The 14293-nt window shown below is 50.4% G+C and carries 18 protein-coding genes; 17 read left to right on the forward strand and 1 reads right to left on the reverse strand.

Annotated elements, in window-relative coordinates:
- Positions 1 to 2: 2 nt before the first annotated feature.
- From NOG13_RS02720 to plsY, 6 genes are all read left to right on the forward strand, one after another.
- Positions 3 to 1343: a glucose-6-phosphate isomerase gene (locus NOG13_RS02720; protein WP_283110759.1), complete on the forward strand. Its 1341-nt coding sequence runs from the start codon at positions 3 to 5 to the stop codon at positions 1341 to 1343.
- A gap of 69 nt (positions 1344 to 1412) precedes the next feature.
- Positions 1413 to 1829 carry a hypothetical protein gene (locus NOG13_RS02725; protein ID WP_283110760.1) on the forward strand — a complete coding sequence of 139 codons (417 nt, stop codon included), beginning with the start codon at positions 1413 to 1415 and terminating at the stop codon, positions 1827 to 1829.
- Between the two features lie 132 nt (positions 1830 to 1961).
- Positions 1962 to 2456 (forward strand): YceD family protein, encoded by a 495-nt coding sequence (locus tag NOG13_RS02730; RefSeq protein ID WP_283110761.1) that lies wholly within the window; start codon positions 1962 to 1964, stop codon positions 2454 to 2456.
- 45 nt (positions 2457 to 2501) lie between these two features.
- Positions 2502 to 2684 carry a 50S ribosomal protein L32 gene (gene rpmF / locus NOG13_RS02735; protein ID WP_283110762.1) on the forward strand — a complete coding sequence of 61 codons (183 nt, stop codon included), beginning with the start codon at positions 2502 to 2504 and terminating at the stop codon, positions 2682 to 2684.
- 203 nt (positions 2685 to 2887) lie between these two features.
- On the forward strand, positions 2888 to 4219 hold the full coding sequence (gene der / locus NOG13_RS02740) for a ribosome biogenesis GTPase Der (RefSeq protein WP_283110763.1): 1332 nt from the start codon (positions 2888 to 2890) through the stop codon (positions 4217 to 4219).
- 4 nt (positions 4220 to 4223) lie between these two features.
- Positions 4224 to 4934: a glycerol-3-phosphate 1-O-acyltransferase PlsY gene (gene plsY, locus NOG13_RS02745; RefSeq protein ID WP_283110764.1), complete on the forward strand. Its 711-nt coding sequence runs from the start codon at positions 4224 to 4226 to the stop codon at positions 4932 to 4934.
- Positions 4935 to 5004: 70 nt separating this feature from the next.
- Here the strand turns inward: plsY and rpmB are convergent, their stop codons facing one another.
- Positions 5005 to 5193, reverse strand: a complete 189-nt coding sequence (gene rpmB / locus NOG13_RS02750) for a 50S ribosomal protein L28 (RefSeq protein ID WP_283110765.1) — start codon at positions 5191 to 5193, stop codon at positions 5005 to 5007.
- Between the two features lie 258 nt (positions 5194 to 5451).
- Between rpmB and NOG13_RS02755 the strand changes: the two genes are divergently transcribed.
- From NOG13_RS02755 to rplS, 11 genes are all read left to right on the forward strand, one after another.
- Positions 5452 to 6144 (forward strand): site-2 protease family protein, encoded by a 693-nt coding sequence (locus NOG13_RS02755; RefSeq protein ID WP_283110766.1) that lies wholly within the window; start codon positions 5452 to 5454, stop codon positions 6142 to 6144.
- A 15-nt stretch (positions 6145 to 6159) separates the two neighbouring features.
- Complete coding sequence (locus NOG13_RS02760; protein ID WP_283110767.1) at positions 6160 to 6885, forward strand: segregation and condensation protein A; 726 nt, start codon at positions 6160 to 6162, stop codon at positions 6883 to 6885.
- A 6-nt stretch (positions 6886 to 6891) separates the two neighbouring features.
- The gene (scpB, locus tag NOG13_RS02765) at positions 6892 to 7458 is read left to right on the forward strand and encodes an SMC-Scp complex subunit ScpB (protein ID WP_283110768.1); all 567 of its coding nucleotides are present in this window, start codon (positions 6892 to 6894) and stop codon (positions 7456 to 7458) included.
- The gene (locus tag NOG13_RS02770; RefSeq protein WP_283110769.1) at positions 7455 to 8057 is read left to right on the forward strand and encodes a hypothetical protein; all 603 of its coding nucleotides are present in this window, start codon (positions 7455 to 7457) and stop codon (positions 8055 to 8057) included. Before scpB ends, NOG13_RS02770 begins: the two co-directional genes overlap by 4 nt.
- Positions 8058 to 8091: 34 nt before the next feature.
- Complete coding sequence (gene ytfJ / locus NOG13_RS02775; RefSeq protein WP_283110770.1) at positions 8092 to 8514, forward strand: GerW family sporulation protein; 423 nt, start codon at positions 8092 to 8094, stop codon at positions 8512 to 8514.
- Between the two features lie 51 nt (positions 8515 to 8565).
- Complete coding sequence (locus NOG13_RS02780; protein WP_283110771.1) at positions 8566 to 9702, forward strand: D-alanyl-D-alanine carboxypeptidase family protein; 1137 nt, start codon at positions 8566 to 8568, stop codon at positions 9700 to 9702.
- A 30-nt stretch (positions 9703 to 9732) separates the two neighbouring features.
- On the forward strand, positions 9733 to 10533 hold the full coding sequence (locus NOG13_RS02785) for a pseudouridine synthase (RefSeq protein WP_283110772.1): 801 nt from the start codon (positions 9733 to 9735) through the stop codon (positions 10531 to 10533).
- A gap of 15 nt (positions 10534 to 10548) precedes the next feature.
- Positions 10549 to 11898, forward strand: coding sequence for an acyl-CoA carboxylase subunit beta (locus NOG13_RS02790; RefSeq protein WP_283110773.1), 1350 nt, complete (start codon positions 10549 to 10551; stop codon positions 11896 to 11898).
- Between the two features lie 22 nt (positions 11899 to 11920).
- Positions 11921 to 12322, forward strand: coding sequence for a biotin/lipoyl-containing protein (locus NOG13_RS02795; protein ID WP_283110774.1), 402 nt, complete (start codon positions 11921 to 11923; stop codon positions 12320 to 12322).
- A 12-nt stretch (positions 12323 to 12334) separates the two neighbouring features.
- Positions 12335 to 13735 (forward strand): oxaloacetate decarboxylase subunit alpha, encoded by a 1401-nt coding sequence (locus NOG13_RS02800; protein ID WP_283110775.1) that lies wholly within the window; start codon positions 12335 to 12337, stop codon positions 13733 to 13735.
- A gap of 199 nt (positions 13736 to 13934) precedes the next feature.
- Positions 13935 to 14279: a 50S ribosomal protein L19 gene (gene rplS / locus NOG13_RS02805; protein WP_283110776.1), complete on the forward strand. Its 345-nt coding sequence runs from the start codon at positions 13935 to 13937 to the stop codon at positions 14277 to 14279.
- Positions 14280 to 14293: the final 14 nt, after the last annotated feature.

Here is a 14293-nt window from a genome sequence, read left to right on the forward strand (position 1 = left end):
AAATGTCTGTTCAGCTTGATGACCAGCATCTGTCTAGTTTTATCAATGACAGTGAATTTGAGGCAATCGCCCCCCAGGTCCGTGCGGCTCATGATCTCCTTCATTCCGGCACAGGCCTCGGCAACGATTTTCTAGGCTGGGTGGATTTGCCTGAAAATTACGATAAACAGGAGTTTGCCCGTATTCAGGCAGCCGCAAAAAAGATTCGCTCCGACAGCCAGGTGTTCGTAGTAATCGGCATCGGTGGTTCCTACCTCGGAGCTCGTGCGGCAATCGAATTTTTGAAATCCAACAACTATAATTCGCTAAAAAAGGATACACCGGACATTTATTTTATCGGCAACAGCATCAGCTCCACAGCACTTGCTGAAGTGCTTGAGCTTTGCGAAGGCAAAGATGTTTCCATCAATGTTATTTCAAAATCCGGAACTACAACCGAGCCGGCAGTGGCATTCCGTGTGTTCCGCAGTTTCATGGAAAAGAAGTATGGCAAAGCAGAAGCCGCAAAACGCATTTACTGCACAACCGATAAGGCCAAAGGCACCCTGAAAGAACTGGCAGTGCGTGAAGGCTATGAAACCTTCGTTGTCCCCGATGACGTAGGCGGCCGCTATTCGGTTCTTACCGCCGTCGGCCTTTTGCCAATTGCAGTTGCCGGTGCTGATATTCAGGCACTGATGGATGGCGCTGCGGAAGCCAGAAAAGAATATGCGGATCCGGATCTTACGAAAAACGCGTGCTACCGCTATGCGGCAATTCGCAACATCCTCTCGAGAAAAGGCAAGGAAATTGAAATCCTTGTCAGCTATGAGCCTCGGTTCCAGATGATGTGCGAATGGTGGAAACAGCTGTACGGCGAAAGCGAAGGCAAGGATGGAAAGGGACTGTTCCCGGCATCCTGCATCTTCTCTACCGATCTGCACTCCATGGGTCAGTATATCCAGCAGGGGCGCCGTATTCTGACGGAGACAGTTGTCTTGTTTGACAAACCGGTGAAAGACCTGGTTATCGAGGAAGACCCCGATAATGCCGATGGACTTAACTTCCTTGCAGGCAAGACGATGTCCTACGTCAATGAAAAAGCCTTTGAAGGCACCGTACTCGCTCATACGGACGGCGGCGTTCCGAACACCGTTCTCCGTGTACCGGATTTTTCTGAGAAATCGCTTGGTGCTCTCATCTATTTCTTTGAAAAAGCGTGCGCAATTTCCGGGTATCTCCTGGGCGTGAATCCGTTCAACCAGCCGGGAGTGGAAAGCTACAAGAAAAATATGTTTGCTCTTCTCGGAAAACCTGGTTATGAAGGCGAAAAGGCTGCATTGGAAGCCCGCTTAAACAAATAAAACTTGACTTAAAAAACTGATTTTTTGAAAGCCGTTGATGACAAATAAAAATATAGGAGGAGCAACAATATGATCAATCTTATTATCGGCCCAAAGGGAACCGGCAAGACCAAAAGGCTTGTGGAACACGCGAATGAAGCAGCCCAGAAATCTGCTGGCAACGTTGTTGTCATCGTGAAGGGCAACCACCTCACCTATGATATCTCCCACGATGCCCGCCTTGTGAACATTGATTCCTACGGGATTCAGGGCGTTGAGGCACTCAGCGGGTTCCTCTGCGGAATCTGTGCCGGCAACTATGACGTAACAGACATCTTTGTCGATTCAACCCTCCGCATCATCGGGCAGGACATTGCGGCTCTTTCCACTTTCATTGAAAAGATGAATAAACTCTCTATTCTTGCGGATACTAAAATTACTCTTCTCGTATCGGCGGATCCGAAAGTTTTGCCGGACGAGATTAAAGCAATTTCCACAGAAGTCTGATTAGAACCGGGAACCGTGCCGGGAAGAAAACCGGCACGGTTTTCTTATTGGCATTTCGGTTTTTCTGGAACTTGTATTGACAAAAAGATACTCAACCGATATAATTAAAGACTGTAGCGCCGAGGTTATGGTATGATTCTTGATTTAAAGAAAATTTTCACGGAAAAAACAGGTACGGTTTCGTTTGATTACGACATGGATTTGTCTTCAACCGAGGTCGATAATGTTCATCCGTTTGTTACCCCGGTGAAGGTGCAGGGTTCTGTCACCGCAAAGGATGGCTTTGCGTTACTCACAGCCGAGACTTCTTTTGATTTTTCGGTGCCGTGTGATCGTTGCACAAAGCAGATAGACAGGCACTTGCATTATTCTTTTACGCATACTCTTGTCCGTTCTCTGGAAAACGAGGACGACGATCGTTTCATCGAAGTCCCGGATGGACAGCTGGATTTGGACGAACTTATGCGGGAAGATATTTTGCTTGAGCTTCCGTCAAAATTCCTTTGCAAAGAAGACTGCAAGGGCATTTGCCCCAAATGCGGTAAAAACCTGAATGATGGTCCATGCGGCTGTGAGCCGCAGAACACTGACAGCAGGTTTGAAGTTTTGAAAAATCTGATCCATTAAGATGATTCCATCTGTGAAATCAGGGTCTTTAAGGAGGTGCTGAACATGGCGGTACCGAAAAGAAAACAGTCAAGTGCAAGGCAGAACAAGCGGCGTTCTAGCGTTTGGAAGCTGAGTGCGCCGACTCTGGTAAATTGCCCAAAATGCGGCGAACTGATTGCTCCGCATAAGGTATGCGGCAATTGTGGCTATTACAATGGCAGGGAAGTTGTCAAAAAAGAAGCCTGATTCCGCAGTCGGCAGGTTGCAGAGAAGGATCTAGATCCTTCTCTTCTTTTTTTGCGCAAAAAAGATTCTACGTTTTCTGGCTTTGCTTGACGGATGCCGGAAATCATGCGATAATCGTTTTTACGCGGTAAAACTTTCCCATTTACCCATTGCCGCATATCGGTAAAAAGGTTGGGAAGAGCAAATATAAGGGAGTGGTGCGGATGGCAAAATCGGTTGTAGCAATCGTCGGAAGACCGAATGTGGGAAAATCCACACTTTTTAACAAGCTCATTGGGAGCCGCGTTTCTATTGTAGATGATACACCCGGTGTTACCCGGGATAGAGTTTATGGTACCTGTGAATGGAGCGGGCGTGAGTTTTCCATCGTTGACACGGGCGGCATCGAGATTGACCCTGACGACGAGATTTTGTCCCGTATTCGGGAACAGGCAGAATTGGCAATTGATGCGGCAGATGTTATTGTATTTGTAACGGATATTCGTGCCGGCGTAACCGCGTCGGATGCAGAGATCGCGTCAATGCTGCTCAAGAGCGGAAAGCCGGTGCTGCTTTGCGTCAATAAGTGCGACAGTATCGGTGAACCTCCTGCGGAATTTTATGAATTTTACAGTCTCGGCCTCGGCGACCCGATTTGCGTTTCGTCCGTTCACGGCCACGGAACCGGCGATCTGCTCGATGCAATCGTCAAGCATCTTCCTCCGGAAAATGAGGACAAGCAGAATGACGATGCTATTCGAGTAGCCGTCATCGGCAAGCCGAACGTGGGCAAATCGTCGCTTGTCAATTACATCAGCGGCGAAGAGCGCTGCATTGTTTCCAATCAGGCGGGAACGACGCGCGATGCCATTGATATTGAAATTGAGAATAAACACGGAAGGTTCGTTTTCGTTGATACCGCCGGCATGCGGAGAAAAAGCCGCGTCGAAAACGCAATAGAGCGTTACAGCATGTTACGCGCGCAAATGGCGATTGAGCGCAGTGATGTGTGCGTTATTATGATCGACGGCACCGTCGGCTTCACCGAACAGGATTCCAAAGTCGCGGGCTTGGCGCATGAAGCAGGAAAAGGCTGTGTTATTGCCGTCAACAAGTGGGATGCCGTTGAAAAGACGGAGAATACGCTGCCCCTTTATCGCAAGCGTCTGCAGCAGGATTTCTCGTTCATGTCCTATGCCGATATCATCTTTATTTCCGCAAAGACAGGCCAGAGAATCGACCGCTTGTTTGAAGCTATCAAGGAGGCTGCAAAGGCAAACGCAACGCGCATCACGACCGGTGCGCTCAATGAAATTCTAGCACAGGCGACTTTGCGCGTTCAGCCGCCTACCGACAAGGGCAAAAGGCTCAAGATTTATTACATGACGCAGGTTTCCACAAAACCGCCGACGTTTGTTTTCTTTGTGAATTCCAAAGATTTGTTTCACTTTTCTTATCAGCGGTATCTTGAAAACATAATTCGTGACACGTTTGGGTTGGTTGGAACACCGATTCACTTTATCGTGCGCGAACGGGGAGAAAAACAGGGAGGGTAATACTGTGGATTATCTGCAAATTTTTCTTCTGCCTACCATTGCAATTGTGGTAATCGGTTATCTTCTGGGCAGTATCAGTTCTTCCATCATTATTACAAAGAAATTCAGCAACACCGATATTCGCACCATGGGGAGCGGAAACGCAGGCATGACAAACGTTCTTCGTTCCGTCAGTGCGAAGGCGGCAATTTATACTTCCATTTTTGATTTTGCAAAATGTGCCGCGGCTTCGCTGATCGGCCGGCAGGTTTTTCAGTATGTTTGCAATGCAAATTCGGCGCCTTCCTACCTGATTCAGTACGGAATACTGATTGCCGGGTTTGCTTGTGTCCTTGGACATATTTATCCGCTGTATTTCGGTTTCCGCGGGGGCAAGGGAATTCTGTCAACCGGCGCTATGATGCTCGTTCTGGACTGGCGAATTTTCGCCTTTGCGGTATTTATTTTTGTCGTTACGCTGCTTGCTACAAAGATTATTTCGATTTCTTCCATCTTCGCTGCCGTGTCTTTCCCCATTTCTGCATTTCTCACGACATACTATGATTATTCCACGAAGTCTTCCGCCTTCGGGACGCTGCCGACCTCTTACATGATTGTTGTCACGGTATTCGCGTTTGTTTTTGCAGCGCTGCTAGTTTACAAGCATAAAGATAACATCATCCGCCTCAAAAACGGAACCGAGAAGAAAGTAAGTGTAAGACACAAGGATTCGTGAAATAAAAAAACAGAGCACCTGAATTTCAGGTGCTCTGTTTTTATCAGCGTTTCATCAGATGCCCTTGCAATCAGACTGCGCGGGTCACTTTACCGGAACGCAGGCAGCGGGTGCAGGCATAAATCCTTTTCGGAGAACCGTCAACGATTGCCCTAACACGTCTGACATTCGCTTTCCAGGTACGGCCGGAACGCCGGTGAGAGTGGGAAACCTGCATGCTGAAAGCGACTTGCTTACCACAAATATCACATTTTGCCATCTATCTGCACCTCCTTCAAAGGGCTTTTCTACAAAGCAACAGATATATCCTAACAGATTTATCACCCGAATGCAAGCTTTTTTCCTTTTCTTCGGCCGAAGGGACAGGATTTCTGAAAAATGGGCATGCTGTTAGATGTCCCGATTATTCCTTTGCTTGTAATTTTATCCGCCTCGTATTATAATCAATAGCATAGCGGGACAGATCTCGCGCTTTTCTTGTTCGGTCTGTCGCAAGCCAATGTAGGGGAGAATGTTTATGTTATTTTCGATTATCCAGAGCCTTGTTCAGGGGGAATCCGTTGGCATTGCCGACGTCATTGCCTCCATTTTAGCAATGCTCTTTATTATTTTCTGTATTCTGCCCGTTCACGAGTGGGCACACGCTTGGGCTGCTTACAAGCTGGGTGACAGCACTGCAAAAGCGCAGGGGCGCCTCAGCCTGAATCCTTTGGTAAGCTTCAGCCCTGTGGGTGCGTTGTTTCTGCTACTGTTCGGTTTCGGCTGGGCTAAGCCGGTGCCAATTGACAGCCGCTATTTCCGAAATCCGAAACGCGATACGGCTCTGGTAGCGCTCGCCGGACCTCTTTCCAATCTGATTGTCGCATGGCTGGGAGCAATTATTTTGAATGGCATCTATGTTGCGTCAAACCACAGCCTTCCGGCATTTGTTATGGCATTCTTTTCTGCTTATATCAACATCAACGTCGCACTTGCAGTGTTCAATTTGATTCCGCTTCCACCGCTCGACGGGTCAAAAATCCTCGGTGCTTTTCTTTCAAACCGTACTCTTTATAATTTTTACCGTTACCAGAACATTATCATTTTGATTGCGTTTATCGTGCTTTTCACCGGCGTTCTGGATCGGCCGCTCACTTGGCTGAATCAGATTTGCGCTATGGGTGTTTACTGGCTTGGAAGTCTTCCGTATGAATTATTTGGTATGCTGTAAATAAAAAGGTACAGAATGGAAAAACTTTGTTATAAGCTGGAAAGTTTTGAAGGACCTCTTGATCTGCTCCTCCTTCTAATCAAGAAGAATAAAATGAATATTTTCGACATCCGCATCACCGAGCTGGTTGACCAGTATATGGAGCAGATTGATGCAATGCAGGAGCGGAACATGGAAGTCTCGAGTGAATTTCTCGAGATGGCGGCGCACCTTGTCTACATGAAAACGGTGTTCCTCCTTCCGAAGAAGGAGGAAGCGGAGCAGCTCAGCCGCGAATTAAGCGGCCGTCTGCTGGAATATGAAGAATGTCGGAGAATTGCAAAGCTTCTTGGTGAAAAACTTTCGTTTGATACTTATACCAGAGAGCAGGAAAAAATCGAGTTCGATACGAGGTATAAAGGCACCATCGCTTTGCAAGACCTTTTCAATGCTTACCGCAGCGCGGTGGGTAGGGGGAAACGCCTGTTGCCGCCGAAGCCGGAGGCCTTCTCCGGAATTGTTTCCCACAAAATCGTCAGCGTTGCGTCGCGGATTATCCGTGTTCTTCGTGACCTCCGCAAAACGGGAAGGGCAAAATACACGGACCTTTACAAAAACTGCCATGGGAGGTCAGAACTCGTCGCAACCTTCCTCGCTGTGCTGGAGCTTGTGAAGGGAAAACGCATCCGCATTGAAGGAGAAGACAACAGCATCGTTACGCTTGTTAATCGGCCTGCCATGAAGAAACCTTTTAGGGAGTGATCCGCAGTGAAAACGGAAATCAGCAAGATGCAAGGCGCAGCGGAAGCAATTCTGTTTGCGAGCGGGGAGCCCGTCTCGCTGGAGCGCCTTGCGGAAGTGCTGGAGCTAAATAAGTCAACGGCCGAAAAGCTGATGAACAATCTTGCGGATAGGTTCAATTCCGAGAATACAGGCGTGCAGATGGTAAGGCTGGAAGACGGGTGGCAGATGTGTACGCGGCCGGAGTATGCCGAATATGTTCGCAAAGCACTCGATATGCGCCGGAATATGCCGCTTTCGCAGGCAGCGCTGGAAGTGCTGGCTGTTGTCGCTTACAACCAGCCGGTAACAAAAGCGTTTATCGAGCAAGTTCGCGGCGTGGATTGTTCCGCAGTTCTGGGAAGCCTTATTTCCAAAGGACTTCTGGAGGAGCGCGGCAGGCTTGACCTTCCGGGAAGGCCGCTCATTTATGGGACAACCCCCGATTTCCTGCGGTGCCTCGGCATTTCTTCCCTTGATGAACTGCCTCCGGTGGAGCACAGAGGAGAAACTCTGGAAGAAGAGTCCGAAGTAGTCACGGAGGACGCCGGATGAGAGCGTTGTATTTTCTGCTGGCTTTAACATGTTTTTTTGCTTTGCTTCTCCCGTTTCCGGTTACGGTGCAGGTGGAATACCGTGAGAAGGCTTCTGCGTGCATCCGATACCTTTTCTTGCGGTTCCATATTCCTCCGAAGAAGAAAAAAGAGAAGAAAGAGAAACCGGCGGAGGAAAAACCCCAAAAAAAAAGCTGGCTGAAAAAACTGTATGAGGCAAAGGGCCTCTCCGGTTTTCTCAGCTTGCTGAAAGAAGCAGCGAAAATTGCTTCCGAAGCCGCCTCGGAGGTTTTCCGGCACACGGTTTTTCACCGTTTTTGGCTGAATATCCGTGTCGGCGGGGAGGACGCTTCAGCCATCGCGGTGGATTACGGAAAAGTCTGCGGCGCGGTGAGCTCCGGCGTGGGAGTTTTGCTGGGCTGTGCCCGCTGCAAGGACTGTAAAGTTAACGTGCTGCCGGACTTTTGCTCGGAAAAGAGCACGGTGTCTTTCAGAGCAGATGCGAGCGTTCTTGCCTTCTTTTTGGTGAAGGCGGCTGTCCGCGCGATTTTCCGCTCCATTCGCCTGATAAAAGTCGGAAAAGCAGTTCATAATATTTGAAGATCTATTATAATAGAAGAAAGTGGTGTTGATTATGTCGGAACATCCCATTGAGGGAATGATGGACACAACCCTTGAAAAAATCAAGCAGATGGTGGATGTCAATTCGGTAATCGGCGACCCGATTACCGCGCCCGACGGAACGGTAATTATCCCGGTTTCCAAAGTCAACTACGGTTTTGCTTCCGGCGGTTCCGACCTTCCGGTGAAAACATCGGAGAAGCAGTTCTTCGGCGGCGGCACTGGCGCAGGTGTCACCATTACGCCCGTTGCGTTTCTTGTCGTTTCCAATGGAGATATCCGTCTGATGCGTGTTGAACTCGGCTCTACTCCGGTTGACCGCATCATAGACCAGGCTCCCGAACTCATCAACCGCATCAGCAGTATGGTCGGGAAGAAAAAGAAAGACAACACCACCGCTTCTGACGGAACTGAGAACAGTCCTGTTCAAGAATAAATCATGTCGTCGGTACCTGCCCGCATATATATAAGCCGGCAGGTGTTGGAAATGAAATGGAAAGGCGTTCTCTGTTTTGTTGTGCTTGCCGCAATGGCACTTTGGCCCGTAAAGACTTCCGCAGACACGGTGCCGTCTGTGTCGGCAAAAGCGGCAATCGTTGTCAGTGCTGATGACGGACGCGTGGTTTACGCAAAAAATGAACATGACCGGCTGCCGATCGCGAGCACAACGAAGATTATGACTTCTCTGCTTACACTGGAGGCTGCCGAAGTCAATAACCGTGTGATTACCGTAACGCCGGAAATGATCCGTGTGGAGGGCTCATCCATGGGGCTTCGTGCGGGCGACAAGCTGACTCTGTATGATCTTGCGGTTGGTATGCTGATGGTTTCGGGTAATGACGCGGCCAATACGGCCGCGCTTTCCATCGGCGGGACTATTGAAAATTTTGCGGCCATGATGAATGCAAAGGCTGCCTCGCTGGGCATGAAAGATACCCATTATGTTACCCCGTCCGGTCTGGATGATAAAGAACATTATTCGAGCGCATACGACTTGGCCCTCTTGACCCGTGCCGCACTGCAAAATACTCAGTTTGCCAACATCGTGCGGCAGAAATCCATACAGGTACATTTCCTCAACCCGAATATGACCCATTCCTACGGCAATCACAATAAACTCCTCAGCTTTTACCAGTACTGCACCGGAGTTAAAACAGGTTTTACCAAGAAGTCCGGCCGGTGCCTTGTTTCGTCTGCGGAGAAAGATGGGGTTCGGTTGATTGCCGTTACGCTGAACGACCCGAATGACTGGGAAGACCATGAGAAGCTTTTGGATTACGGTTTTTCTTGCCTTGTTTCCCGCTCCGTCAATGATTCCTCAACCAGTATCTCTCTGCCGATTGTGGGCGGAGTTCAGGAAACGGTTCAGGTTATCGGAACAGCCGGCGAGAACGTTGTCATAGGGGCCAATGACCAGCTCAAGCGCACGGTGGAGCTTCCGCAGTTCGTTTATGCACCCGCCAAAAAGGGGCAGGTGCTTGGAAGAGTGTGCTATACCTGCGGGGGAAAGATCGTCGCGCAGACAGAACTCGTCGCTGCGGAAGATGTCCCGCAGGCACCAAAACAGAAGATGTGGTTCCAAATCCTCTGGGAGGCGATTTTGGACCTTTTCTCCGGCGGATGACTGCCGGAATATAGAAAGGAATTATATTATATGTCCGAACCAATCAGACTGCAGAAACTGCTTTCCGAATGCGGCGTGGCTTCGCGCCGCGCTGCCGAAAAGCTGATTGAAGCGGGAAGAGTTCAGGTGAACGGCCAGACCGCAAAGGTCGGCGACAAAGCCGACGCGGAAAAGGATCGTGTCACACTGGACGGCAAGCCGATCCGTCGCCGCGCGGAGCCGATTTGCATTATGCTTCATAAACCTCGCGGATACATCACAACTATGCACGATGAAAAGAACCGCAAATGCGTTGCGGAGCTTGTGAAGGACCTTCCGATGCGGGTTTACCCAGTCGGCAGACTGGATCGCGAGTCCGAAGGCCTTCTTCTTATGACAAATGACGGCGAATTTGCCAACGCCATGATGCACCCGTCTCACCATGTACCGAAAACGTACCGTGTAACTGTCAAACCGGGCATCACGGAAGAACAGCTAAACCGCATGGCTGAAGGAATTGTGATTGACGGAAGAAAGACTGCCCCGGCGGAAGTCCGCGTTTTAGAGGAAGAGAAGGACCGCGCTGTGCTTCAGATTGTGCTGCATGAGGGCAGAAACCGTGAAATTCGCAAAATGTGTGAAGCACTGAATCTGGAAACCGCCCGCCTGAAACGAATCGCCTTCGGCCCGATTCGCCTTGGAATGCTCCCCCCCGGAAAGTGGAGAGAGTTGACCGGCGAAGAGGTTGCCGCACTTCGTGCATTAGCGGGTTTGAAAGCTCCTGCGGAAGGCGGAGGAAAACGCTCTGGTGGCAAATTTCGTCGAAATGGACAAGCTAAAAGTCGGCGATAAATGGAGGAATTGTCAATGAATCAATCCGGCTCAAAGGAACAGATGAGTCAAATGCGCGAAAGCGTCAAAAATACGGTCGGCTGGCAGAGAATCAGCGCGCTGCTGGATGAAGGGTCGTTTCAGGAAATCGACGCTTATGCGAAATCCGGCGAAGGCCCTGCCGAGGCGGTTGCCGGCTACGGCACCGTGGAAGGAAGACCTGTGTGCGTGTTCTCACAGAACGGCAGCATTGCAGGTGGGGCCATGTCAAAAGCTCAGGCTTCCAAAATCAAGAAAACTTTCCGCCTTGCTTTGAAAATAGGCTGCCCGGTTGTGGGAATCTACGATTCCATCGGGGCGCGCCTGAAGGAAGGAGCGGACATGCTTGCCGCCTGCGGCGAGATTCTGCTCGACGTGAATAACCTTTCCGGCGTTGTGCCGCAGATTTCCCTAGTGCTCGGCCCATGTGTGGGTACGGAAGCCATGGTGGCTGCCGGAGCCGACGTCGTTGTAATGTCTCCAAAGGGAGAACTGACGGTTTCCACCAGCGGGGAAGACGGTTCTCCGGCGACGGCGGAAAAGCAGGGAGTCTGCCACATTGCAGCGGAAAGTGAAGAAGAAGCGATTGGCACAGTGCGCCGGCTTCTTTCGATGCTTCCTTCCAACAACCTCGCGGCGTCGCCGCTTGAGGAGGAGCTTGCGCCCGGGGCAAACGAAAGCGACACCGGACTTTGCGGCGCGGTAAAATCCGTTTGTGACGGCGGCAGTTTCTTGGAACTCAGCCCGCACTTCGGCGCCGGAGCTGTTACCGGGTTTGCCCGCATCGGCGGAACGGCAACAGGCTTTATTGGTCTGAGCGGTGTGCTGGACGCGGATTCCTGTACGAAGGCCGCACGGTTCCTGCGCTTCTGCGATTCTTTCTCGGTTCCCGTGGTTACGTTTGTAGACGCGGAGAAATTCTCGGAGCTCAAAGATGCCAGCAAGCTTTCCAGCGCCTATTCCGAAGCTACAACAGCGAAAATCACCGTAATTACAGGTTCCGCATGTGGGCCTGTTTATATTGCGACCGCTGGACGCGGCGCAAATGCTGATTATACATTCGCTTGGCCTGACGCGGTGATTTCTGCGGTTGCTCCCGAAACTGCTGTGGCGCTTCTGTGGCATGACCGTTTGAAGGGTTCCGATGACCCTGTCAACGACCGCAAAAAGCTGATTGACGAGTATCGCAGAACGAAGGCAGACGCGTTTTCCGCCGCTGCCGACGGTATGATTGAGGATATTGTAGAACCCGAAAATACAAGAGATAAGCTGATTGCGTGCTTGGACATGCTAGCAAGCAAGCGCGTTTCCACTCTTCCGAAAAAACACGCAGACATTCAGCTGTAAAATAAACTGGGGGTAATTTAGAATGAGAAATCTGAGAGTTACGGTCAACGGAACCGTTTATGATGTTCAGGTCGAAGAAGTAGGCTCAACTGCTGTACCGGCAGCACCCGCCGCAGCATCAGCACCGGCTCCGGCCGCACAGGAAAAACCGGCTGCTGCAGCCGCTCCTGCACCCGCCGCACCGGCAGCGCCAAAGAAGGTTGAGATGGGTTCCGAAACCATCGAAAGCCCGATGCCGGGAACCATCGTTGGGGTAAACGTTACGGAAGGCCAGAGTGTTAAGAAGGGCGATACCCTTGTTGTTCTGGAAGCCATGAAGATGGAAAACGAGATTATGGCGCCGCATGACGCAGAAGTTGCCGCAGTCCTTGTCTCGAAGGGTGATAGCGTGCAGTCCGGAACTCCGCTTGTCTCACTTCGGTAAGGGGGTACGGCTATGGCAAAGAAAATCGGCATTACCGAAGTCGCTCTGCGTGACGCGCACCAGTCCCTTCTCGCAACGCGAATGCCCCTTTCCGACATGCTTCCGATTCTGGATAAGATGGACCGTGTCGGCTACCATTCGATTGAATGCTGGGGCGGCGCAACCTTTGATGCCTGCCTTCGCTTTCTAAAAGAAGACCCATGGGAGCGTCTGCGCGTCATCCGCAAAAACTGCCCGAACACGAAGCTTCAGATGCTGTTCCGCGGCCAGAATATCCTCGGCTATCGCCATTACTCCGACGATGTTGTGGAGTATTTCGTTCAGAAATCGGTTGCAAACGGAATTGACATCATCAGGATCTTCGACGCATTGAACGACATCAAGAACCTGAAGGTGGCAATCAACGCGGCAAAAAAAGAAAAAGCCCATGTTCAGGTCGCGATTTCCTACACAACAGGCCCTGTTTTTACCACAGAATATTATGTGAATTACGCAAAGCAGATTGAAGAGGCGGGAGCCGACTCCATCTGCCTCAAAGATATGGCGGCGCTTTTGACGCCGTACCGCGCGTATGAACTCGTCAAGGCAATCAAAGAAGCCGTCAGTATTCCGCTTCAGCTTCATACGCATTCCACTTCGGGCCTTGCTTCCATGTGCCAGCTGAAAGCGGTGGAAGCGGGGGTTGATTGGCTCGATACAGCCATTTCGCCGCTGGCGCTCGGTACATCCCATGCCCCGACGGAATCTATGGTTGCCGCCCTCCGCGATACACCCTACGATACCGGCCTTGACTTAGTTCTGCTCAATGAAATCCGCGAGTATTTCATGACACTGCGCGACAAATACATCAAGAGCGGCCTCCTTGACCCAAAAATGCTCGCCACCAACACAAAAGCCCTTGTGTACCAGGTGCCGGGCGGCATGCTTTCCAACCTTCTGTCCCAGTTGAAGCAGGCGGGACAGGAAGACAAGATGGAAGCAGTGCTTCAGGAAGTTCCGCGCGTCCGCAAAGACGCCGGATATCCGCCGCTCGTTACGCCGACTTCCCAGATTGTCGGCACACAGGCCGTACTTAACGTCATCACCGGTGAACGCTACAAAATGTGCACCAACGAGTTCAAAGACTTGGTCGCAGGAAAATACGGCACCACGCCGGTTCCGATCAGCGACGATTTCGCCAAGAAGATTATTGGCGATGCGGAGCGCATTACCTGCAGACCGGCTGACCTCTTGAAACCGGAACTTGAATCTCTGCGCAAAGAATGTGCGGAATGGATTGAGCAGGAGGAAGATGTCCTGTCATACGCCCAGTTCCCGAAAGTCGCGGTGGACTTCTTCAAAGAGCGCGCCGCAAAAAAGTATGGCGTTGACGGCAAACATGCCGATGCGGCCAATGCGATTCACCCGGTTTGATTACAAAATCAATTTTCATAATTTGTAAAAATCAGTTGCATCCTGATTTCTATTGTGTTAAACTATTAAGGTATCTTATTACAGCCGGAATTTCCGGTGGGGTCCGAGTCCGGTATTCCAGAACCCGGAGCTGACAGTCCTCTGCCGCAATAAATAATAATGGCATGAATGTCTGAAGAAATTGGAAGGAGATTTATCAATGGACGCACTCAAAACAATCGCGCAGGATTGCGCAAAAAAAGAACTGCCCTCTTTTTCCATCGGTGACACCGTTCGTGTCGATGTAAACATCCGTGAGGGTGACCATGAAAGAATTCAGGCTTTTGAAGGCACTGTAATTGCACGCAAAGGCAGCGGCATTGCGGAAACATTTACCGTCAGACGCGTTTCCTACGGCGTTGGCGTAGAAAGAGTTTTCCCGATTCATTCTCCCAATGTGAAGAATGTAAAGGTTATTCGCCGCGGTAATGTTCGCAGAGCAAAGCTTTATTACCTCCGCAACAGAGTCGGCAAAGCTGCAAAGGTCAAAGAGCAGATTCAGTAAGTTCGCATGGAATG

Source organism: Thermocaproicibacter melissae, assembly GCF_024498295.1.
Taxonomy (GTDB): Bacteria; Bacillota; Clostridia; order Oscillospirales; family Acutalibacteraceae; genus Thermocaproicibacter; species Thermocaproicibacter melissae.

Coding starts and splice junctions, on each gene's coding strand:
- NOG13_RS02770 (WP_283110769.1), top strand. CDS start 7,455: ATGAGAGCGTTGTATTTTCTGCTGGCTTTAACATGTTTTTTTGCTTTG.
- NOG13_RS02730 (WP_283110761.1), top strand. CDS start 1,962: ATGATTCTTGATTTAAAGAAAATTTTCACGGAAAAAACAGGTACGGTT.
- NOG13_RS02795 (WP_283110774.1), top strand. CDS start 11,921: ATGAGAAATCTGAGAGTTACGGTCAACGGAACCGTTTATGATGTTCAG.
- NOG13_RS02755 (WP_283110766.1), top strand. CDS start 5,452: ATGTTATTTTCGATTATCCAGAGCCTTGTTCAGGGGGAATCCGTTGGC.
- NOG13_RS02720 (WP_283110759.1), top strand. CDS start 3: ATGTCTGTTCAGCTTGATGACCAGCATCTGTCTAGTTTTATCAATGAC.
- rpmF (WP_283110762.1), top strand. CDS start 2,502: ATGGCGGTACCGAAAAGAAAACAGTCAAGTGCAAGGCAGAACAAGCGG.
- NOG13_RS02785 (WP_283110772.1), top strand. CDS start 9,733: ATGTCCGAACCAATCAGACTGCAGAAACTGCTTTCCGAATGCGGCGTG.
- rpmB (WP_283110765.1), bottom strand. CDS start 5,193: ATGGCAAAATGTGATATTTGTGGTAAGCAAGTCGCTTTCAGCATGCAG.
- der (WP_283110763.1), top strand. CDS start 2,888: ATGGCAAAATCGGTTGTAGCAATCGTCGGAAGACCGAATGTGGGAAAA.
- NOG13_RS02760 (WP_283110767.1), top strand. CDS start 6,160: ATGGAAAAACTTTGTTATAAGCTGGAAAGTTTTGAAGGACCTCTTGAT.
- rplS (WP_283110776.1), top strand. CDS start 13,935: ATGGACGCACTCAAAACAATCGCGCAGGATTGCGCAAAAAAAGAACTG.
- NOG13_RS02780 (WP_283110771.1), top strand. CDS start 8,566: ATGAAATGGAAAGGCGTTCTCTGTTTTGTTGTGCTTGCCGCAATGGCA.
- ytfJ (WP_283110770.1), top strand. CDS start 8,092: ATGTCGGAACATCCCATTGAGGGAATGATGGACACAACCCTTGAAAAA.
- NOG13_RS02790 (WP_283110773.1), top strand. CDS start 10,549: ATGAATCAATCCGGCTCAAAGGAACAGATGAGTCAAATGCGCGAAAGC.
- NOG13_RS02800 (WP_283110775.1), top strand. CDS start 12,335: ATGGCAAAGAAAATCGGCATTACCGAAGTCGCTCTGCGTGACGCGCAC.
- NOG13_RS02725 (WP_283110760.1), top strand. CDS start 1,413: ATGATCAATCTTATTATCGGCCCAAAGGGAACCGGCAAGACCAAAAGG.